Here is a 21686-nt window from a genome sequence, read left to right on the forward strand (position 1 = left end):
TCACCTTAATGCCTTTGTTATAGCTATTCTTCGCCTTCCCAACCCAGAATGACAAATATAGAATTCGCCGTGTCATATAGGTTATGAAGACTAGCAATAAAGACTGCGATCAACCCAGATTCCAGCAACGGTTTTACATATAGGTTAGATGCAATAACAGGCTTACTTCCAAGCAGCACCAAGAAAATAATTGCCAAGACTATAAATACAAGTTGTTCAATGATAGAGAGCTTAAGCTGTCCTAGCGTAGCCGAAAAGTTGCCCCCGTGACGCTCAATAATCTCTCGTAGTTTCGTCATTACGACACTACCAGTTGTCGTGTTGATTGCGAGTAGTGCAATCAACAACGTGATTAAGTTATTTGTTAAAAAAGACACTAGAAAGTCGGACTCAATCAGGCTACACAAAAAGCGAGTTAGAACGCCCAAAACAATGAATAGCGAGCAACTTTTCAAGTAATCAATGATCATGGCCTCAAAAACCCTAATAACGTTTCTAGCGATTGTGCGTTTATGTTTTCGACTGTCAATTCATCAAGTTCCACTGTTCTGTTGGTTTTTTGAGTATGAATGGACCGCTTAAACCCGTTAATTTTTAATGATATATCCCCGCCCCCCTCAGAGGCATACTCAACGATACCATCAATAACTTCGTTGTCATCTCTAATTTCAAGAGCCGCATCATCTGCTGCATTGAGCTCTAAACATGTTCGATGAGAATTGGTATCTAAGTTGATTTGCTTTAAATCAACCTTTAGGCACTTGGATATATTCGCCATGTTAGGAGAAATGAGTTCAAACTTAACAGATGTAATCTTACCTCTATGCTTACTGACCAAGTCCCAAAACTCCTTTTCATCGAAGAGCTCTTTTACGTGCATCGTAAGTTGTAACCTTTTGAGATACTCTTTGAGTGAGTTAGTGATAATATTGGCTACTATGCGAGAGCTAGAAAAGGCTTTTAGGTTTTTCGATATAGCAATAAACTGACAATCTGGAGCGTTATTCAAAATAACGGTCACATGGGGCCAGTTTTCAATTCGTTCTTTGTCGAAGTTTTCATTTTCCCTCTCAATAGAGCGCTGAACTCCAAGTTTAAAAGCAAACCAATCGCCATCTTTCAGAACTACTTTTTGATGTAAAATGTTTCCTTTACTAACAAGTTTTGGAAAGTTTGATAAAACTTCATAGAACAGAATGTTCTTTTGCTCTTTTAGCTGTTCAACTGACAAAATACTTCTATACATATCAGGCTGAACTTCCTGAGTAATCGGAAGTAGTTGATACCTGTATAAGTCAAAAGACATGTTCTTATATTTCATTATTATCCTTCAGAGCCAAAAAATAGCTATAACGCCCACATTTGGGGCAACCGAAACATAGTGTAGGTTGTCCCACCCGCGATAGCGGCGACAACATGTGCTTGTTATGCATTTCTACTCCCCCAGTAATCCAATGCACTCTCGATACGCAGCAATAGTGGAGGATAAGCTTACATGCGTGACTTTGGGCTGACTTTCGCCTAACTCGAAGCTAATTTCTAAATCAGGGCCAATGATCTTAAATCTCGCAGAAACATCATCAGTCGTAGGTCCAAGAGCTAAGGCAATGTAACCTGCAGGAATACTTCCCGATTCCAGTATCGATAGCTCCTGCCGAAGCGATTCAAGGAATTGAGGCACATAAACCGAATTATCGAAATAGGTAACTAGGCTTCCAGATAACCATATATCTACAACCTGTATATCTGTATCTTTTGCCTCGCCAATAACGAAGCAAAACTCATTCTTATTGCCAATTTCCATGTCAGCCTGCATAACAGCTTGTTCAGTTAGGTAAAGCTATCATCTACAACCCATTGCTGCAAAAGGATTATTTGTATCTTGTGAAGAATAAACCCTCACAACTGTCGGTAAAAAGGTACGTGGGGGATTATGAGATCTGCACAACACTTTACTAAAACTCACAACAAGCTGATATTTAACGGATAAAGTCTAATCGAAGAGAGAACTTTTTTGAAAATAACCCAGAGCAGATGCGGCAGCGGACGTTGATGGCATGGCAAGGTTTCACAAGGTGAAACTCTCCGAGCGAGAGATTGGGGATATCGAACTGGCAGTTAAACAGGGAGGTTGTTTACCATCGTCGAGCCTACAGGGCCCATTTTGTTCCATACAAAACTAGGCATTCCCTCCATCCATGGAGGTCAGATGTGCTTGCGGCGTTTCGCTGAAGTATCTGCACATAAGCTCACCGCAGGTGATAAATAGCCATGAAGGTACGACCTTCAAGCAAACTACTCAATACCAACTCAGCCAGAAGCCAAATAAAAAAATGTAATCAGGCTTCATTCGAAGGCTAACATCTTCTCACTATAAATCTGCTTATCACACGATGAGATGATGGAAATATCAGCGAATTGATCTCATAGTTAACTGATAGAGGCGCGTGATATGTCGGCCACAAATGTAATAGTTACCTAGGGGAGATGCAGCATGATCAATATTCCGAATTTAGAACACCTGCCAGCGGAGATCCTCGTCGGCATCGCCAACGAACATCTCAGACTCAACTGTCGGGACAGGCAGTCTCTGTTCTATGATCTCGACATCCCCAGCACCGTACTGGAACAGAAGCTCAGCGACTCGGGCTTTGAGTACGATATTCTGGCGAACCAATATCGCTCGATAAAATAGGCTTAGCCCTTAGCCCTTAGCCTGAGGCTTGGAACTCGCCCGCTTCTTTGTCGCAGTGCCACGAGAAGCCGTAGCCGTAGCCGTTGTCGACTTTTTGCGGCTACTGCCTGGCGACTTACTGTAGCGCTTCTTCTTAAAACTGTTAGCCGGCGCCTTTACCCCTTGTAGCGCCGAAGGCAACTGCGAGCCGGCTTGGGTAATGAGCTCAGACAGAGAGCTGATGAGTGGCGACATGAAACTTAAATACTTAGCTTCCTTTCGACTGATGGCGTCTAAGTTACTCTCCCATAACGCCGTCATATCGGGCGTGGTCGCACTCATAGGCAGGCTATTTATCAAACCTTGGCCCACTTCTGTAGAGAGAATCGACTTTCCCTGTCTCGACAGAAAACTTCTTTTAAACAACAGCTCAATAATCCCCGCGCGGGTCGCTTCTGTCCCAAGACCATCTGTGTCTTTAAGAATTTTTCGGATCTCAGGGTCGGTAACATAGCGACTGATCCCCGTCATAGCACTTAACAGAGTCGCATCGGTAAAGTGTTTAGGGGCCTGGGTGTGTTTCTCCACAAGTTCACCTGTACCCGAGTGAAGCTGCTGACCTTTAATTAAGGGCGGTAGAACCTGACTCGAGTCTTCATCATCGCCACTGCTATCGTTACTGCCAAAACCAGTCGACTTTTGCTTGTCACTGTTTCTAGCAAACAGTTGCTTCCAACCCAGCGACCTCTCCTGCTTCGCCTTGGTCTTAAAGCTCCCGCCCTCAATCAAGACATGCACCTCAGTTTCACTATAGAGATATGGGGGGTAAAACTGCGCCAGATATTGACGGGCAACCTGCAGGTAGATCTGTCTTTCACGGGCTCCCAGTTGCGACAGGTTAGCCGTTTTTTCGGTTGGAATGATCGCGTGGTGAGCGTCGACCTTCTTATCATTCCACGCCTTGGATTTTATCTTGGTATCGGGGGCTGTCATGCCCTCTAACAACTCCGCGGCACCGGAAGTTACTGCAGCAACGACACGAGGCGCTTGCTGAAACTGCTCGACAGGCAGATAGCGACTGTCTGATCTGGGGTAGGTGATCAACTTATGCCGTTCATAGAGTGTCTGACAGGTATCGAGCACCTCTTTCGCGCTCATACCAAAGCGTTTGGCAGCATCGATCTGTAGTGATGACAGGCTATAGGGCAGAGGCGCATTCTGTTTCTTATCTTTTGCCAGTACTTGGGTAACTTCGGCACTCTTATCCGTAATACGGCCAACAACGTTTTGTGCTAAGCCTTTCGAGAGCACTCTTCCCTCTTCGTCCATGTAAGGCTGACATGCCTCACTGGGCTGCCATTTGGCCTTAAACGCCTCCCTGTTTTCTGTTTCCAGATTGGCCAACACCTCAAAGAAGGGCTTAGAGACAAAGTTCGCGATCTCTTCATCACGCCTGACTACCAGCCCAAGCAGCGGCGTCTGCACCCTTCCTACCGACAGTACGCCCTGATAACCCACCTTGCGCCCCTGAAGAGTGTAGGCGCGAGTCATGTTCATACCATAGAGCCAGTCGGCGCGGGAGCGAGCCAAGGCTGAAGTCGACAGGGGAATAAACTCCCGATTACTGCGCATCTGTTCTAATGCACGTTTGACCGCCTGCGGATTCAGATCGCTGATAAGCAGACGCTGCGTGTTATTGAGCTTATCGCCTTTGACCCCAAGGTGAGCAATCACTTCATCGACCAGTAGTTGTCCTTCTCTGTCGGGATCGCCGGCGTTAACGAGTTGCGAGGCTTTTTTCACCAGGCCCCTGAGCACCGTGAGCTGCGAGCGGGTCTTAGTCTTAGGTTTCATCTTCCATTGCTGCGGAATGATGGGCAAGTGTTCAAATTTCCAGGACTTAAACAGAGGGTCGTAATGATCGGGTTCGGCTTGTTCCAGCAAATGGCCAATACACCATGAGACACAATCACCATTGGCGGCCATGATATGACCATCACCTTTCTTATGAGGCTTAGGCAGTACATCGGCAATGGCACGGCCAAGGGAGGGTTTTTCGGCAATATAGAGGATCATCTGACGAGAGGCACCAAACACTGTATAAATTACCAGTAACTTTAGCCTAAACTCCTGTTTGCTGCAATCTTTCTATTACGGCCACCACTAACCACTTTGTAAATTTAGTTGAGAACCATTCTCATTTAAGTGTAAGGTTCTGCAATTAATACCCGCTAAGGAAGACAGATGTTAGCTACCACAGACCAAACCGGCAGTCGTTTAGACAAGATATTGCTGTATCATTTTCTCATGGTGACGGCACTGGCATTACTTATCACCCCGTTTATTACCCAAGATAAAACCTTCGGCTTGATGCTACTGATCTCTATGCAGATATCCCTCACCTGTATCAGCAGCTTAATCGGACTTAATATGGAACACAGGCTTAACAGAGGTGCTGCAACCTTGCTATTTAGTGCCTGGATGTTGGTCTGGCTGGTACATCTAATTTAGCCAATAGCTTGCTAGTTAAACAGGCCGACATCAGTGTAAACAACTAGCTAGCCTGTTTTTGTTTAATGTGTTCGACATGCATAATCAATCCGTCAACGGTCTCTTTCAACAGATCGAGTTCATCGATAGACAGATCATTGAGTTGCTCGAGATTATACTCTATCGTGTCGATGATCTGTTTATGGGGCCCCTGCATTGGTCTCATGAAATAGGCGGTAACCGTCGCGACTATGGTGCCAAAGAACAACATGGAACCTATGACTATCCAGAGCCCACCGATTAAATGAGCAGCACCGGAGACAGGAGCATCGGCTATTCCCGCCGTGGAAAATGCTGCGATCCCCCAATAAAGCGCATCGCCATAAGTTTGTATTGACGAGTTTTCGACACTTGACTCAAAAAAGTACAAACCGGCAGAAAATAACAACCATAAAGAAATTAACAGCGCCAACATCTCCACAAAAGGGGTATGAATAGAGATATCTTTGATAAAACGCGTCGAACGTTTGGTTTTTTTCATAAGTGACACCATCAGAAATGAACGAGTAGATTCACCTATAACTCTAGGAGTTCAATAAATTTTCACCACCATATATGTCAAAGATAGAGACAAAATGTTTGTCGTATCCATAACTGCAAACATCATGAAACATTAAAAAAGCCAGCTTCTGTTAAGAAAGCTGGCTTTACTATCTCATCTAGTTTCACTTCACCATCAGCTAAGCTAGGGGCGATGGTGGCCCTTCATCCGATTAGGGATGGCAGACGTTGTGAAGCTCTAAGTTAGTGCCGATATCTTTGCTGCGATTCGCCTTAGCATCATCGTTACGTAACTGAGTGATATGGTCCAGATAATTCTGATCCACATCATTGGTAATGTAATTACCGTCAAAAACAGAGGTCTCAAAACGTTTGATCTCAGGATTTTCCATACGAACGGCTTCGACTAAGTCTTCCAGATCCTGGAAAATCATGCCATCGGCACCGATCATCTTGCTGATCTCATCTACGTCACGACCGTGAGCAATCAACTCGGCGGTGGTTGGCATGTCGATGCCATAGACGTTAGGGAAGCGGATCTCAGGGGCCGCCGAGGCGAAATAAACCTTATTAGCACCCGCTTCACGCGCCATCTCGATGATCTGCTCAGATGTCGTACCACGCACCACTGAATCATCGACAAGGAGTACGTTCTTGCCCTTAAACTCTACGCCAATGGCATTGAGTTTACGGCGAACAGACTTCTTACGCTCCTGTTGGCCCGGCATGATAAAGGTCCGACCGATATAACGGTTCTTAACGAAGCCTTGACGATAAGGCAGGTCCAGATTTCGGGCAATTTCTAAGGCGGTATCACAAGAGGTTTCCGGAATAGGGATAACCACATCGATGTCGTGGTCTTCCCATTCTTTCTTAATCTTTTCGCCAAGCATAGAGCCCATGTTGACGCGACTGCCATAGACAGAGACCTTATCTATGGTCGAATCCGGACGAGCAAAGTAAACAAACTCAAACAGACAAGGTGCGTAGCTTGGCGACTCGGCACATTGACGGGTAAATAACTGGCCATCGAGAGTGATATAGATAGCTTCACCCGGTGCCACATCACGCATCAACTCGAAACCTACGGCATCGAGTGCAACACTTTCAGAGGCAACCATATACTCGGTACCACTTTCAGTTTCATGCTTGCCCAACACGAGTGGGCGAATGCCAAACGGGTCACGAAAAGCAACCAGGCCCTGACCTACGATAATGGCTGCAACAGCATAGGCGCCACGAGTCAATGAGTGAACGTTAGCAATAGCATCAAACACTTCATCTTCAGATAAAACCTGACTATCGCTGTGCTGCAGTTCATCGGCTAACAGATTCAATAACACTTCAGAATCCGATGTCGTGTTGATATGGCGGCGCTGTTTAACCAACCTCTCTTGCAACTCAAGAGTATTAGTTAAATTACCATTGTGAGCTAATGAGATACCAAATGGTGAGTTAACATAAAAGGGTTGAGCTTCTGATGCACTAGAGCTACCGGCAGTTGGGTAACGGACGTGTCCGATCCCCGTATTACCCTGCAGACGTTGCATATGTTTAGCTTCGAATACGTCTTTTACCAGACCATTGGCTTTACGTAATCTAAACGCACTACCATCAACAGTCACGATACCAGCAGCATCTTGTCCGCGATGCTGGAGTACAGTTAATGCATCATAGATAGGCTGATTAACCGATGTTCGGCCAACTATTCCGACGATACCACACATGGGTAGGCTTCCTCATTGTAAGATGTTCTGATAATTATAATCTTGAGTTACTAAAAGCCTTACAGAGCGCTGGAAGTAACATGATAATGCTTATATGCATTTTATATTTTGGGTACAAAGCTAGACGTGTTTTCTATGTAGTCAAAAAACCACTGAATAACGACGCCAAATTCGGGCACGAGTTGTGAACTCTGCCACCAATCTGTATTGGGTGCTCCAGTAAAAGCATCCATAAAAAAGAGTAAAGCACTCACAATTAAGGCACCTCTTAAGGCACCAAAGCAGAGTCCGAGAACCCTATCCGTTCCCGATAAACCTGTTTTATCGACTAATTGACCGATAAGATAATTCACCAAGGCACCAAGAATTAAAGTCGCGACAAAAAGAATCGCTATAGCGACACCATTGCGGAGCATTTCATCTTGCATTTGGGTTAGGTATACAGCGAGGTCCTGATAAAACTGACTCGCAACGAAAAAAGCGGCAAACCAAACCACGAGAGACATGGCTTCTTTTGCAAAGCCGCGAAGCAGACTAATTAAAGTCGATACTCCGATAACGGCGATTATGGCGTAATCAATCCAAACCATTGAAAAGGTGATCCAGCAGAAGGTTTAAGACGGCGCGATCTTACCAGAGACGGAGCACATTCTCACCCCATTGATGAGAATATATTGTTTGCGTCTCTGATTTCAGATTTTGCTTAAGAAGCCGTTGGGTCGTAGTCGACAATACGGCCTTTCAATTTTGTCAGCTTTTCAATACCTGATTGAAGAGACTGCAATTTTGATTTCGAGACCTCCGGTCCGACAAACACCTTAGTGAGCTTGCCATCTATCGGTGATGCAGGAAGTGTATAGGCATTGAAGCCTTTGCCTCTCAACTGCTTTACCAGCCCTTTAACATTTGCCGCATTATTGAAGCTACCCAGTTGCAAGGTATAGGCAGATGAAGGTTTAACGACGGGTTTACTCTCGGTTTTTGTAACGACTTTTGGCTCTGCTTTTGCCACTGGCTTAGACTCAGCTGGCTTATCCATTTGTTTATCAGCCCCAGCTGTGACAGATTCGGCTGGAGTAGACTCAACACCAGATGACTCAAATCCTTTCTCTTTTTCACTCAGATCTAACGCCACTAAGGCTTCATCTGGCAGAGAGGCAGCTTCGACCTCCGGCCTGAGTGGAATTTCAGAGAATTGCTCCACCTGGTGCTCTTTCTTACCATCTAAAATATCGGGCAGAAAAATGACACCTAAGGCAACCAGCACTATGATACCAACAAGACGGTTCTGAAAATGACTAGACAACTTTCTATCCTTAAAACCAAAGTAATTAATTGATTATACAGTCTTTAAATTCTGCAACAGTATAAAATGAGCCAAAGACAATGACCAGGTCCTCATCACTCACCTCTGATGATATCGCCTGCCAGGCTAAATCTACACTCTCGTATGTATGCGCATCAATCTGACTCGTTAATGCTGCTCTCAATGTCTCGGCCGAAGCACTTCGTTCGGTTTTCAGCCTGGTAAACGACCAATGATCGACTCGGGGAGCGAGTATCTGAATCACTTCAGTGCAATCTTTGTCTTTTAGCATGCCACATAACGCGAATAAACGCTTAGGTTTATACGCTTCGAGGCGGCTCGCCAGATAGCGTGCTGCATGGGGATTATGGGCAACGTCGAGCAAAATCAAAGGGGCCTGACTGACAGTCTCTAATCGACCACCGAGTCTCGCCTCTCCTATCGCCTTTTTAATGAGCTCAACCGACAACTCCGGCCAGCCATGCTCAATAACCGCCAAGGCAGTCGCTGCATTAGGTAGCGGTAACTGAGGCAGAGGGATCCCATCGAGTGACAGCCTCTGTCCATTAAATTTCCAGGTCTGAGAGCAAGCGTCAACCTGGTAAGTAAATGCTTGGTTAACTCTGTAGATATTTGCCCCAACCTCTTGTGCTACATCGAAAATTGAATCGGGCATGTCGGGCTCACCGACAATGGCCGGTCTTGAGTTACGGAAAATCCCCGCCTTCTCACGGCCAACCAATTCTCGAGTGTCCCCGAGGTATTCCTGATGATCGATATCGATCGACGTCACCACACAAATATCGGCATCGATAATATTGGTCGCATCTAAACGGCCACCTAATCCTACCTCCAGCAAGATAACATCAGGTGCCACAGATTTGAAAATATAGAGGCCAGCCAGAGTCGCAAATTCGAAGAAACTCAAAGAGATCTCATCTCGGGCATGATTGATAGCTTGGAAGGCTTCAATCAATGCCGAATCGGCAGCATCATCACCATTAATACGAACTCGTTCGTTATAGTGGAGCATATGTGGCGAGCTGTAGACGCCAACACTTAAACCCGCACCGAGTAAGATCTGTTCGATGAAGGCACAAGTGGTCCCCTTACCGTTGGTGCCGGCAACGGTTATCACTTGAGTGTCCGGCAGGTTCCGTAATCCCAGACGATCGGCCACCTCAGATACACGAGTCAACCCCATCTCAATTTCTGTAGGATGGATAGCTAAAAGGTAATCTAACCAGTTATCTAAACTTGCATCTTTAGCAGGAGCTTCAGCCATAAATTTATCGTTCTTAATTCATTATTAAAAATAGCACCACGAAGTGGATCGAGTAGAGATACTAGGCTGCTCTATTAATCCAACATAAACAGAGGGCCCAAGGCATGCTTAGGTAGCTCGTAGCGCTCAGGATACGTGACATCGACCATATATAACCCATTAGGTTTGGCCGTTGGTGCCGCCTTGCTTCTATCTTTTAAAGCCAGCAGTTCGGTGATCCACTCGGGAGCTTGATTACCCTGGCCAATCTCTAACAGTGTACCGACGATATTACGCACCATATGGTGAAGGAAAGCATTTGCCTTAATATCGACACAGATATACATGCCTTGGCGGGTAACATTCACTTCGTGAACATGCCTGAAAGGCGTCTTAGATTGACAATGAAGTGCCCTGAAACTGGTAAAGTCGTGCTCTCCGACAAACAGCTGTGCAGCCTGATGCATGATATCGGCATCGAGATTGCCACGATAATGACTCACGCCCGAGCGCAATATGCCGGGCCGAAACTCATAGTTATAGATCATATATCGGTAGCGTCTCGCCGTCGCCGAGAAGCGCGCATGAAATTCATCATCGACCACCTTTACCCACTTAACGGCTATATCATCGGGCAGATTAACATTGACGCCTAAGGTCCAGGCCGTATCTTTACGTATCGCATTCGTTTCAAAGTGAACCACCTGGCCGGTGGCATGGACGCCGGAGTCTGTTCTTCCAGCACAGTGAACCGTAATAGGCTCATTGGCAATCTTAGATAGGGCTCGCTCTAACTGAGCTTGTACTGAGTCAACTTCAACCTGTCGCTGCCAGCCAAAATACTGACGGCCATCATATTCGATACCTAACGCTACTCGCATACAACCTCTTTGAACATTTTAACCATCGACCCGAAAATCGAGCCAACCTAACCTAGTTTGGGCGCTGGATTCTAGCATATTGTCCCATAATAAAAAACGGCGCTTAGCGCGCCGTTTTTAGAAAAAGTGAGACAAGTTAATCTAAGGTTTTGATCAAGCCTTCGGCTTCACTCTGTTGCCTTTCGTTACCGTCCTGTTGAACTTCTTTAAGCAGGGCTTTAGCGCTATCGGTATCGTCAATTTCAATGTAGGCGCGAGCTAAATCTAACTTAGCATTGACCGAGTTTTCCTCATCATCGACATCGACCATAGAAGCGTTACCCATCAGACTATCCAGCTCGCCCATATCAACATCGAGTTCTTTATATTGATCCGTTTCGACGACTTCTTCATCGGCTTCATTGAGTAAACGATCAATATCGATAAAGCCATTGTCACTTTGGAAGCTGGTAAGGTCATGCTCCGCAACTTCTACCGCAGGAGACGCCGTTTTCTCTTTGGCGTCGAGCGCAGCCAAGGCTTCATCGACGGTTAGCTTCTCTTCAACCCCATCTGACACTAACTCTAGTTCTTCACTTACATCGGGGCTGACCTTTTCAGGCGAATCGATAAGCTCATCGTCGCTTGATATTGGACTGTCACCTTTGCCATCAAAATCGGCTAACGAGCCATCCCACTCTAAGCTGTTATCATCAACCTTCTTACTGCCTTTAAGATCAGCAAACATGCCGCTGCCTCCCTTCGAAGCAACCGGGTCCGCTTTTGATTTATTATCTACTGACTCTAAATCGGCTAATAGTGCATCGAGTGCTTCATCTTTACCCGCAGTGGCAGTAGCATCGGCTTCGTTCCCGCTTTGAGTGCTATCATCAACCAACTCAGGTGCAATATCAGAGTCGATATCCTCCCGGCTCATATCGAAATCAGCCAGTAAGGAGTCCAGCTCATCTTCATCCGCCTTTTCATCCGAGATAGCGTCGGCAGGCTTTGATTCAGGGGCAGGTTCTGATTCAGGCTCGGCTTCAGTCTGAGGAGCATCGAAGCTGGCCAATAGTGAGTCCAAGTCCTCTTCGCTGACAGTTTCATCCGCACTACTTTCGTCACCCTCTAACTCGGCCGCGATATCGTCGGTTAGCTTAGGTTCAGTTTCAGGCTCGGCTTCAGTCTGAGGTGTATCGAAGCTGGCCAGTAGTGAGTCCAAGTCCTCCTCGCTGACAGTTTCATCCGCACTACTTTCGTCACCCTCTAACTCGGCAGCGATCTCGTCGGTTAGCTCAGGTTCAGTTTCAGGCTCGGCTTCAGTCTGAGGAGCATCGAAGCTGGCAAGTAGTGAGTCCAAGTCCTCTTCGCTGACAGTTTCATCCGCACTACTTTCGTCACCCTCTAACTCGGCCGCGATCTCTTCGGTTAACTTAGGTTCAGTTTCAGGCTCGGCTTCAGTCTGAGGTGTATCGAAGCTGGCAAGTAGTGAGTCCAAGTCCTCTTCGCTGACAGTTTCATTCGCACTATCGGCCTCTAATTCGGCCGCAATCTCATCACTCAGATCCGGCTCGGTACCCAATTCGGTTTCATCCACATCTGGCTCATCTTGAGAGGCATCGAAACCGGCAAGTAACGAGTCCAAATCCTCTTCACTGACAACTTCATCGGCATTTTCAGCCTCTAACTCAGCAGCAATTTCATCGGAGAGGTCGGTTTCAACTTCAGCCGCCGGTTCGTCAAAGTCTGCTAATAAAGAATCCAGATCATCTGCAGATACGATTTCGCTATTACTTTCCGCTACACTCTCAACCGGTGCAGGCTCCTCATCTAAACCGGCGAGCAGTGAGTCTAAATCATCCTCATCTGCACTCGCATCGGCATTGGGCTCCTCATCATCCTGCTCTCCCATCGCCTCAGCCCAAAGGTCATCTAACGACTGTCCCTCCTCTTCAACGGCTTCCGCTTCAAGATCTTGCTCCTTGGTGGCAGATTCACCTGAATCGACGAACATATCTTGATCCGTAGACATATCCACCTCGGGCTGTAACTCACTGGAGTCAATATTCATCAAGGAATCTATCGACTCCTCTTCATCGGTATCGAGATGTACCGCCATGGCCTCTAGATCATCGGGGGCTTCCAGGTTTTCTGGTGCAGGTATTGGCTGTGGAGCAGCAGATTCTGAGTCTTGCCCCTCTTTATCTTCTTTACTCTCACCTTCATTGCGACGACGCTTGAGGAATAACCAGAACAGGAGCAGTACTAAGAGTGCAGGAATTGCGGCACCTAGGATCAACAGCAATGGGTTCCCCATTAGGTTACGCCAAAGATCTGAGTCCTCTGCGGGCTCAGGTTGCTGCAGAGCGGCAACTTGTTCCTTCAGCATCTGAACTTCGGCATTTAGCGACTCATTTTGCTGCTTACTTATCTGAAGCTGCTCCTCTAAAATCGCGATCTGCTCATTTAGCTCATCGATTTTACTTTGCAGTGAATCAGTATCCCGACTACCAAGACTTAACTGGTCTTCGGCTCTGGCTAACTCATCGGTCAGCTGTAACGCCTTAGCTTCAGCAGCCTCAAGTTTAGCGGTCAAGGCGTCGAGATCTGCGGTATCGGCAGTGACAGGCGTAGTCGTTGACGAAGTGGCCGTTTCGGTAACGGGCTTAGTTACACTCGGGGGAGTTTCGGGGAGAGTTACCGGCTTAGGTTGAGAAGAAGTTGTTGGTGTGGAGGTCGCCTTTCTCCAGCCTTTATCATCGCGGGCGGCGCGCTCCTTTGCCATGCTCTTAGGGATCGCTAACATCACCGCTTTAGACGGGATGAGTAGTATCATCCCTCTCTCTAAACTGTTGTAGTTGGCGTTTGAAAATGCATGGGGATTGGCATCAAAAATTGCTGCCATAACCTGATAGATATCGACACTATTATCAGGCCTGACTTTCTGCGCAATACTCCAGAAGGTGTCGGAGGAGCGAGTCGGTCCATATTGCCGGTTCGTTTCCCTCACCTCGCCATCGGGACCCGTGATCTTCAAAGGATCTGCGGCATGGGCCAGATTTAGCGGGTTAGCAGTAAAAACGAGTAGAGCTGAGGCCATCAGACCGACGAGATACGAAGTGCGAAAGTTCATTAATTCTTCCCTTTCAAGCGCAGTGGTGCTGCCTTTAAACAGCATAGCTTTAGGCATTTGTATTTATTGAGATTACTATAAACCAGAAATCACAGGTCTGCTACTGTTCACAATTCAAAAACAAGTGCTAAAACAAAAAAAGCCTGCAATATGCAGGCTTTTTAGTCTAAATAGCTCGATTTCTGTATAAATCAGCGCTACATCGAGCCGGGGTCAGTAATAATCGCGGATTAACACTTCGGCAATCTGAATGCTGTTAAGTGCTGCACCTTTCCTAATGTTATCAGAGACAACCCATAAATTAATGCCATTATCATGGGAGATATCTTTACGAACGCGGCCCACAAAAACAGGATCGGTTCCGGCGGCATCGGTCACAACCGTTGGATACTCTTCATCGGATTCAAATAGCTCTACACCGGCAGCCCCTCGTAACACAGCCTTAACATCTTCAGCGTCAACAGGCTGAAGTGTCTCAAGGTGAACCGCTTCAGAATGACCGTGGAAAACAGGGACACGTACCGCAGTCGGGTTAACGACAATATTGTCATCACCGAAGATTTTCTGCGTTTCCCAGACCATCTTCATCTCTTCTTTGGTGTAACCGTTATCCATAAACTTATCGATCTGCGGCAGGGCGTTAAACGCAATCTGCTTTGGATAAGCTTTTGGCTCTACCGGCAAGCCTTGAAGTAACTTGGCACACTGACTCGCCAACTCTTCGATAGCTTGTTTACCCGAACCCGATACCGACTGATAGGTCGCAACGTTGATTCGAGAGATCCCATAGGCATCATAAATAGGCTTAAGCGCAACCAACATCTGAATAGTCGAGCAGTTAGGGTTAGCGATGATATTTCTGTTACGGAAATCTGCAATCGCCTCCGGATTAACTTCTGGTATCACTAACGGAATATCGATGTCATATCTGAAGTGGGAGGTATTATCGATAACAACACAGCCATTTTCGGCTGCTATCGGCGCCCATTTAGCCGATACATCACCACCTGCAGAGAAGAAACCTATCTGTGCTTGAGACCAGTCAAAGGTATCAACATCAAGAATTTCTACCTGTTTACCGTGGAAGGTGACCGTATCACCAGCACTACGGCTACTGGCTAGAGGGTATAAATTTGCAACGGGGAAATTGCGCTCTTCGAGGATCTCGATCATTGTTTGACCGACTGCGCCCGATGCACCTAAAACGACAACATTAAATTCTTGTGACATAATTACCGACCAACTCCTGAAAACCCTAATTTGAACAACCAATCTACATCAGATTGCCCCGCAGTTGCTAGCTTTAACGCACTAAATTCACGTCTATGCTTGTGATTTTTTCTCATAAGGTCAAACCCATTGTTATTAGCGGAATTTTCAAGCGGTTTTATTGAAGAATCATCAAGCATAGTTTGCCGAAACAACTCATCGTCGTCGCGAAGGTCATAGACAAAACGGGACAGTTGAAGCAATGCCTTCTCTGAGGGGAGTTCATCCAATGACACCTGCTGTGACCAAAGCGCAGGCAACAAAGATGTCATCGACTTATCTGCATCAAGACCCAGCACCGCCATCAATTTTTGATATAACATATAAGTGCCACGTGCCTTCCCTTCCAGACTATAACCCGCAATATGAGGCGTCGCTAACTCGACATAGGGCACCAGCTCAAGCATAGGGTCGGGTTCACCTTCCCATACATCAAGTACGAGTTTGATATCCGGCCTCCGGCGCTTAACCTTTATCAGGGCGCGGTTATCAATAACCTCCCCTCTGCAGCAGTTAAGCAGCCATACATCAGGCATTAAACTTTGCAGCCTCTGCTCATCAAACAGATACCAGGTCTTATGTGCACCATCTTTAGTCAGAGGGACATGTAAGCTAATGACATTGGCTCTGGCGATTAACTCCTCCAGGGAGACAAACTCACGCGGATCGTCTGCTTCGATGAGTGGATCGTTCAGCAGCACCTCGACACCATAGGCCTCGAGACACTTAGCCACCGCCGAGCCGGTATTGCCCGCACCGACAATTCCCACGACCTTGCCTTTTAGCTTGGTACCGAAACGTTTGGCCAGTTCCAGCATGGCAATAAAGGCAAACTCACCCACCGCAGTGGCATTACACCCCGGCGCGTTGGTGAAGGGGATTCCTTTACTGGCAAGGTAGTTCTGGTCGATATGATCTGTGCCTATGGTGGCACTCCCGACAAACTTAAGCCCTGTATTGAGTGACAGCAGTGCCTGATCAACCTTAGTCACCGAACGAACCAGCAAGACATCGGCATCTTTAATCTGCTGCGGGGTTAATGTGCGGCCATTAACGGCTTCTATAGTCCCTAGATCACCAAAGAGCTGTTCCACATAAGGCATATTTTCATCGGCAAGGATCTTCATAATGGTTCCTAAAAATGACCCGAATAAGTGAGAAGGCGCATTCTATCAAATATGGCCGCAGCTTGAGAATGAAGCTGGCTACATTTTCTGTATTGCATTATTTTAATTTGAGCCTGATTGCTGGATCTCTTTTCCCATTTTTATCTATCAAATTTAATCAGCATGTTTTTTGAATTTATGTTTAATTCGTTATTTTGATTTAAAAAACAGATTAAGATCAAAGTTATCTTGTTAAGGAGTTGAGTAAGTTCGCGGCTTAGTAGAAAGTAACATTAATAAAAACTTATGCTCTACTCAGGTGTGTTAATGTTCAAATTCGCAGACATTCGTCTTCGTCCAAAAATGCTCGGATTGTTACTTGTATTTGGTATTTTACCTATGATTGCAGTGGCAATTCATAGCAGTCGGTTAAGCTCAGAGGCACTGATTGAAAAATCATATCAAGGACTCAGTTCAATACAATCATTGAGGATCTCGGCAATTGATGATTTTTTCCGCGAACGCTTATCTGGGTTAGATACATTAGCTCACACAGGAGAGCTGAGTGAATTTATAGAACAGGTGAGCAGTGATCACGAAATATTACCCTCAGTGATTGCGTCCCGCTACGACACCTTCTTTACCTCCTTTTTAGACGATTATGGTTACGATGATCTGGTTATTCTCGAGCCTGAATCGGGAGAGTTGCTTTATTCATTGATGAATAGAAACAGAGTTGGGATCAAGCTCAGTCAATATACTGGTGATCCGGCCCTCAGGCGAGCTTGGTCAAAAACAGTTAACAGCCGCAAACCCACTTTTTCTGACTTTGGTGTATCAAATGGCAATGAGGACTTGAAGCGTCAGCAAAATGCTTACTTATCCAGCCCTATTTGGAACGCTAATGGAGAAATAGCCGCCGTCATTGCAGTGAGAGTTTTACCCGGCTTAGTCAACAACATTGTCAATTCTCGTGTTGGTATGGGGGAAACGGGTGAGTCATACATTATTGGATTAGATAACCGGGATAGCCAGATAGAGTTACGCAGTGATATCACTACAATGGGCAATGGCAACTATAACGTAGGTTATAGATTTGAAAAGGACTTAGATTACTGGATTGATGCAATAGCGGCGGGCATCAGTGGGGGGAAAGATACCTACATTGATAGTTCCGGCAATCCCGTTTTGGTCGTTTTTAACCAACTCAATGTACCAGGGTATCAATGGTATCTCATTTCAAAAATCAATGAAGATGAAGTAACCCGCCCTATTACATCGCTTTACCAGGCGGTTGTCCTGGCGACTATAGCATTGATTTTTTTAGTGATATTTGTAGCCGTTAAATTTTCTCGTTCGGTCACAGAGCCACTTATTGAATCGATGAAGTTTGCCAAAGATATCTCTGCTGGCACCTTAAGTTCAAAATTGACCTTACAACGTAAAGATGAACTTGGTGATCTTGGTATTGCCTTAAATGGTATGGCCGTACAACTGCGTGAGCTTGATTGGATCAAGTCAGGTAAAGAAGGGTTAGATGATAAATTACGTGGTGACATTGAGCTATCAGAACTCTCCAGCTTATTTATTAATTTCTTTACTAAACATATGGGTTGTCAGCTAGGGGCCTTATACCTATTTGAAGAGGAAAAATTACACCTCAGAGCCAGTTATTGCTTTACCGACAGACAAGGCAATTTCAACCAACTTGAACTTGGGGAAGGCATGGTAGGACAAGCAGCATTAGAACAGGAGACCATTATATTCTCTGACATGACTCATGCTGCCCCCACATTAAACTATGGCGTTGGAGAGACAAGCTTAAAGAGCTTTATGTCGGTTCCCTTAATTGTGGATGGTCATCTCGTTGGCGTAGTGCTACTTGGCTCAACGGCACCTTTTACATCACTGCAAAAGCAATTTGTAAAGGATGTCATTAATAGTGCGGCCATACTTTTTGATGCTGCAAATGCTCGCTTAGTCATTCGTACATTATTAGAACAAGCGCAAAAACAACAAGAGAACCTAAGTAAAGCCAATGATGGCTTGAAAGAATCTGAACAAGCATTGCAAAACCAACAAGAAGAGTTACGAGTCACCAATGAGGAGCTGGAAGAGCAAACTAAGGTGCTTAAAGAGTCAGAAGCTGAGCTACAAGCTCAACAGGAAGAACTTCGCGTTACTAACGAAGAGCTGGAAGAGCGAACTAAAGCACTGGAAGAGCAGCAAGTTGAGATGCAGGGGAAAAATGATCAACTGCATTTAGCTCAAAATGTCGTGGAAGAAAAAGCGAAAGAGTTAGCAAGCGCAAGTAAGTACAAGTCTGAATTTTTAGCGAATATGTCCCATGAACTGAGGACCCCACTCAACAGTATTCTCATTTTATCCCAACTACTTGCCGGTAACAAAGCCGGCAACTTAAATGATAAACAGATTGAATCAGCCAAAGCCATTAACTCCTCAGGTTCTGATCTACTATCGCTGATTAATGAAGTTTTGGATCTGTCCAAGGTTGAAGCGGGTAAAGTCGAACTGCAAATTGAAGATGTGAGCTTCCAAGAGATAGAGCAAGATATTAATCGCTTATACAAAGATATCGCTGTTGAGAAAGGACTGGATTTCGATATTGCTCTTGCAGCCGATCTGCCGGATGCAATCAAAACCGACTCGTTGCGATTACAACAAATCTTGCGCAATCTACTAACCAATGCGTTTAAGTTTACCCATGAAGGCGCAGTAACTCTTAGCATTACCCAGCCAACAAATGAAGTTGCTGCACGCATGCAACAGCCTAAACAATCTTTAGTCGCCTTTACGGTAAAAGATGACGGAATAGGAATTAAAAAAGAGAAGCAATTAGGCATCTTCCAGGCGTTTCAGCAGGCGGACGGCAGCACGAGTCGAAAATATGGTGGCACAGGTCTGGGTTTATCGATATCTAAAGAGCTTACTCATCTATTAGGTGGGACTATCTTACTGAAAAGCGACGAAGGCAAAGGTTGTGCATTTACCGTTGTACTGCCTTTTGAATACCAACCCAAAGATATAGAAGCCGATAATAGCATTTTGGGTTTTCCGGTCATGGAAAAAAGCACACCAGAATCAGAAGAGCTGCCCCCAAAAAATATCCAAGCTACAAAAGATGCCGATATTGACACTAATAAACAGGCAGAAAACACAGATCTGCAGCTAATATCCCAAGCGGCTGCAATCCCTAGTGTAAAGCTAAACGTAAAAGACGAAAGTTATATCGATGACGATAGGTTATCGATTGCCGCCGAAGATCAAACCTTGCTGATCATTGAAGATGATCGCGCCTTTGCCGGTGTGATGCGTGATTTTGGCAGAGAAAGAGGCTTTAAATGTATTGTCGCTGAAACAGGCGAAACAGGATTACATTTCGCCGATTACTATAAACCTAGTGCAATTATTTTAGATATTGGGCTACCCGGCATCGATGGTTGGACAGTGATGGAGCGCTTAAAAGAGAACTCAGAGTTACGCCATATACCAGTGCACTTCATGTCGGCGAGCGATGATAATCTCGATGCAATGAGAATGGGGGCAATTGGATATCTAACTAAGCCGGTAGACCTGAATAAACTTAATAAAACGTTTGGCGATATTGAAGAGATCATCGCTAAGTCAGTTAAGAAATTACTGATTGTCGAAGATGACGAAATTCAAAGGGAGAGTATTCGCCAGTTACTGGGTGAAGGTGATATTCACATTGTCGGCGTGGCGACGGGAAAACAAGCACTACAAGAGCTGGAGACAAATCGATACGACTGTATGATCTTAGATTTAGGCCTTGAAGATCTATCCGGGTTTGAGTTGCTCGACAAGATACGGCGCAGTGACTCTGCAGCCAGAGTACCAATCATCGTCTATACAGGTCGCGAGTTAACGATAGACGAAGAGAAAGAGCTTAGCCGCTATGCCGAGAGCATCATAATTAAAGGGGTTAAGTCACCGGAGCGCTTACTTGATGAATCAGCACTCTTTTTACATCGGGTCGAGTCTCGTCTACCGGCAGAGCAACGGGGAATGTTAAAAGCGGTACATGATAAAGAAACCGTCTTGGCCGGTAAGAAAGTGTTGTTAGTCGATGATGATATGCGCAATGTTTTTGCGTTATCAAGCATTTTAGAAGACAAAGGTATTGAAATCGTCGTTGGTCGCGATGGCCTGGAAAGTATCGAAAAACTGGACCAAAACCCGGATATAGCCCTCATCTTAATGGACATAATGATGCCAAAAATGGATGGCTATGATGCAATGAAAGAGATCCGTAAAAAACGTAAATATAAGAAACTACCTATTATAGCTCTGACAGCTAAAGCGATGAAAGGCGACCGAAGTAAGTGTATTGAGGCTGGAGCCAGTGATTATTTAGCTAAACCGGTCGATACAGATAAATTACTGTCTATGTTACGAGTGTGGTTGTACTGATATGTTTGAAGAGAACAAAACAGAAAACGAGTATTTAGAAATCCAACTCTTGCTAGAAGCGATTTACCGTAAATATGGTTATGATTTTAGAGAATATTCTGTAGCACATACCCGTAGAAGGCTAGAATACAGGCGAGCCCGGGAAGGGATGACAAATTACTCATCCATGCAGCATAAGGTGATACATGAGCCTGCTTTTTTTGAGCAGCTGTTGTTGGACTTATCCATTAACGTCACTGAGATGTTTCGTGACCCTTGGTTTTATCAAAAAGTCAGAGAATTAGTTTTCCCTCACTTACAAACTTATCCATTCGTAAAAGTGTGGCATGCAGGCTGCTCGGCAGGACAAGAAGTATATTCGATGGCGATTATGCTTGAAGAGGCCTTAATGCGGGAGCGTACACAGTTATACGCAACTGACTTTAATGAGGCCATATTAGAAAAAGCCAAAAATGGGATTTATCCCATGGATGTGGTGCGCCAATATACGACCAATTACCAGGCGGCAAATGGCGCAACATCATTTTCAGACTATTACACTGCCGATTACGATAGCGTCATTATAAAATCGCAATTAAAAGAGAAAATTTTATTCTCACCTCATAATCTGGCAACCGATGGGGTTTTTGGCGAGATGCACTTAATATTTTGTCGCAATGTGCTGATCTATTTTAACCGTGAATTACAAAATAGAGTCTTTAATCTATTTTATGAGAGCCTGGTTCCCGGTGGTTTTCTGTGTTTGGGCTCTAAAGAAAGTCTACGATTTTCTGATGTTGCATCTAAATTTGAATTAGTTTCAGAAAGAGAAAAGATTTACCGGAAAAAAAGAGAGGGATAACTG

General features: G+C 45.3%; 17 protein-coding genes. 4 read left to right on the forward strand and 13 right to left on the reverse strand.

What is annotated here, in order from left to right:
* Positions 1-23 precede the first annotated feature (23 nt).
* The 3 genes from EKG39_RS00665 to EKG39_RS00675 all read right to left on the reverse strand — a co-directional run bounded on the left by EKG39_RS00665 (position 24) and on the right by EKG39_RS00675 (position 1804).
* Positions 24-299 (reverse strand): hypothetical protein, encoded by a 276-nt coding sequence (locus EKG39_RS00665; protein ID WP_126503266.1) that lies wholly within the window; start codon positions 297-299, stop codon positions 24-26.
* Between the two features lie 167 nt (positions 300-466).
* A complete protein-coding gene (locus tag EKG39_RS00670) occupies positions 467-1321 on the reverse strand; it encodes a hypothetical protein (protein ID WP_126503268.1) in 855 nt (284 codons plus the stop codon).
* A 114-nt stretch (positions 1322-1435) separates the two neighbouring features.
* The gene (locus tag EKG39_RS00675) at positions 1436-1804 is read right to left on the reverse strand and encodes a hypothetical protein (RefSeq protein WP_148103044.1); all 369 of its coding nucleotides are present in this window, start codon (positions 1802-1804) and stop codon (positions 1436-1438) included.
* Between the two features lie 690 nt (positions 1805-2494).
* On the opposite strand from EKG39_RS00675, the gene EKG39_RS00680 reads away from it, so the two are divergent.
* Positions 2495-2695 (forward strand): DUF4250 family protein, encoded by a 201-nt coding sequence (locus EKG39_RS00680; protein ID WP_126503272.1) that lies wholly within the window; start codon positions 2495-2497, stop codon positions 2693-2695.
* 9 nt (positions 2696-2704) lie between these two features.
* Here the strand turns inward: EKG39_RS00680 and EKG39_RS00685 are convergent, their stop codons facing one another.
* A complete protein-coding gene (locus tag EKG39_RS00685) occupies positions 2705-4750 on the reverse strand; it encodes a DNA topoisomerase III (protein WP_126504682.1) in 2046 nt (681 codons plus the stop codon).
* Between the two features lie 168 nt (positions 4751-4918).
* Here EKG39_RS00685 and EKG39_RS00690 point away from each other — a divergent pair, with 168 nt between their 5' ends.
* Positions 4919-5185 (forward strand): hypothetical protein, encoded by a 267-nt coding sequence (locus tag EKG39_RS00690; RefSeq protein ID WP_126503274.1) that lies wholly within the window; start codon positions 4919-4921, stop codon positions 5183-5185.
* Positions 5186-5228: 43 nt separating this feature from the next.
* Here the strand turns inward: EKG39_RS00690 and EKG39_RS00695 are convergent, their stop codons facing one another.
* The 9 genes from EKG39_RS00695 to EKG39_RS00735 all read right to left on the reverse strand — a co-directional run bounded on the left by EKG39_RS00695 (position 5229) and on the right by EKG39_RS00735 (position 16411).
* The gene (locus EKG39_RS00695; protein WP_126503276.1) at positions 5229-5705 is read right to left on the reverse strand and encodes a two pore domain potassium channel family protein; all 477 of its coding nucleotides are present in this window, start codon (positions 5703-5705) and stop codon (positions 5229-5231) included.
* Positions 5706-5937: 232 nt separating this feature from the next.
* Positions 5938-7452 (reverse strand): amidophosphoribosyltransferase, encoded by a 1515-nt coding sequence (purF, locus tag EKG39_RS00700; RefSeq protein WP_126503278.1) that lies wholly within the window; start codon positions 7450-7452, stop codon positions 5938-5940.
* A gap of 101 nt (positions 7453-7553) precedes the next feature.
* Entirely contained in the window at positions 7554-8042 is a 489-nt protein-coding gene (locus EKG39_RS00705) for a CvpA family protein (RefSeq protein ID WP_126503280.1), read from the reverse strand.
* 113 nt (positions 8043-8155) lie between these two features.
* The gene (locus tag EKG39_RS00710; protein ID WP_126503282.1) at positions 8156-8758 is read right to left on the reverse strand and encodes an SPOR domain-containing protein; all 603 of its coding nucleotides are present in this window, start codon (positions 8756-8758) and stop codon (positions 8156-8158) included.
* A 25-nt stretch (positions 8759-8783) separates the two neighbouring features.
* Complete coding sequence (gene folC / locus EKG39_RS00715; RefSeq protein WP_126503284.1) at positions 8784-10043, reverse strand: bifunctional tetrahydrofolate synthase/dihydrofolate synthase; 1260 nt, start codon at positions 10041-10043, stop codon at positions 8784-8786.
* A 74-nt stretch (positions 10044-10117) separates the two neighbouring features.
* Entirely contained in the window at positions 10118-10903 is a 786-nt protein-coding gene (gene truA / locus EKG39_RS00720) for a tRNA pseudouridine(38-40) synthase TruA (RefSeq protein WP_126503286.1), read from the reverse strand.
* Positions 10904-11039: 136 nt separating this feature from the next.
* A complete protein-coding gene (locus EKG39_RS00725; RefSeq protein WP_126503288.1) occupies positions 11040-14015 on the reverse strand; it encodes a FimV/HubP family polar landmark protein in 2976 nt (991 codons plus the stop codon).
* A 213-nt stretch (positions 14016-14228) separates the two neighbouring features.
* Positions 14229-15245, reverse strand: a complete 1017-nt coding sequence (locus EKG39_RS00730; protein WP_126503290.1) for an aspartate-semialdehyde dehydrogenase — start codon at positions 15243-15245, stop codon at positions 14229-14231.
* A 2-nt stretch (positions 15246-15247) separates the two neighbouring features.
* Entirely contained in the window at positions 15248-16411 is a 1164-nt protein-coding gene (locus EKG39_RS00735) for a 4-phosphoerythronate dehydrogenase (RefSeq protein ID WP_126503292.1), read from the reverse strand.
* A 306-nt stretch (positions 16412-16717) separates the two neighbouring features.
* On the opposite strand from EKG39_RS00735, the gene EKG39_RS00740 reads away from it, so the two are divergent.
* Complete coding sequence (locus tag EKG39_RS00740) at positions 16718-20842, forward strand: response regulator (protein ID WP_126503294.1); 4125 nt, start codon at positions 16718-16720, stop codon at positions 20840-20842.
* A 1-nt stretch (position 20843) separates the two neighbouring features.
* Positions 20844-21683 (forward strand): CheR family methyltransferase, encoded by an 840-nt coding sequence (locus tag EKG39_RS00745; RefSeq protein WP_126503296.1) that lies wholly within the window; start codon positions 20844-20846, stop codon positions 21681-21683.
* Positions 21684-21686 lie beyond the last annotated feature (3 nt).

Source organism: Shewanella atlantica (genome assembly GCF_003966265.1).
In the GTDB taxonomy this organism is placed as follows: Bacteria; Pseudomonadota; Gammaproteobacteria; order Enterobacterales; family Shewanellaceae; genus Shewanella; species Shewanella atlantica.

Bases quoted from the DNA above. Each gene is read 5' to 3' on its own strand.
- EKG39_RS00740 (WP_126503294.1), top strand. From the start codon at position 16,718: ATGTTCAAATTCGCAGACATTCGTCTTCGTCCAAAAATGCTCGGATTG.
- EKG39_RS00685 (WP_126504682.1), bottom strand. From the start codon at position 4,750: ATGATCCTCTATATTGCCGAAAAACCCTCCCTTGGCCGTGCCATTGCC.
- EKG39_RS00730 (WP_126503290.1), bottom strand. From the start codon at position 15,245: ATGTCACAAGAATTTAATGTTGTCGTTTTAGGTGCATCGGGCGCAGTC.
- EKG39_RS00745 (WP_126503296.1), top strand. From the start codon at position 20,844: ATGTTTGAAGAGAACAAAACAGAAAACGAGTATTTAGAAATCCAACTC.
- EKG39_RS00735 (WP_126503292.1), bottom strand. From the start codon at position 16,411: ATGAAGATCCTTGCCGATGAAAATATGCCTTATGTGGAACAGCTCTTT.
- EKG39_RS00695 (WP_126503276.1), bottom strand. From the start codon at position 5,705: ATGAAAAAAACCAAACGTTCGACGCGTTTTATCAAAGATATCTCTATT.
- EKG39_RS00690 (WP_126503274.1), top strand. From the start codon at position 4,919: ATGTTAGCTACCACAGACCAAACCGGCAGTCGTTTAGACAAGATATTG.
- EKG39_RS00665 (WP_126503266.1), bottom strand. From the start codon at position 299: ATGACGAAACTACGAGAGATTATTGAGCGTCACGGGGGCAACTTTTCG.
- EKG39_RS00670 (WP_126503268.1), bottom strand. From the start codon at position 1,321: ATGAAATATAAGAACATGTCTTTTGACTTATACAGGTATCAACTACTT.
- EKG39_RS00680 (WP_126503272.1), top strand. From the start codon at position 2,495: ATGATCAATATTCCGAATTTAGAACACCTGCCAGCGGAGATCCTCGTC.
- folC (WP_126503284.1), bottom strand. From the start codon at position 10,043: ATGGCTGAAGCTCCTGCTAAAGATGCAAGTTTAGATAACTGGTTAGAT.
- EKG39_RS00725 (WP_126503288.1), bottom strand. From the start codon at position 14,015: ATGAACTTTCGCACTTCGTATCTCGTCGGTCTGATGGCCTCAGCTCTA.
- purF (WP_126503278.1), bottom strand. From the start codon at position 7,452: ATGTGTGGTATCGTCGGAATAGTTGGCCGAACATCGGTTAATCAGCCT.
- EKG39_RS00675 (WP_148103044.1), bottom strand. From the start codon at position 1,804: ATGGAAATTGGCAATAAGAATGAGTTTTGCTTCGTTATTGGCGAGGCA.
- truA (WP_126503286.1), bottom strand. From the start codon at position 10,903: ATGCGAGTAGCGTTAGGTATCGAATATGATGGCCGTCAGTATTTTGGC.
- EKG39_RS00705 (WP_126503280.1), bottom strand. From the start codon at position 8,042: ATGGTTTGGATTGATTACGCCATAATCGCCGTTATCGGAGTATCGACT.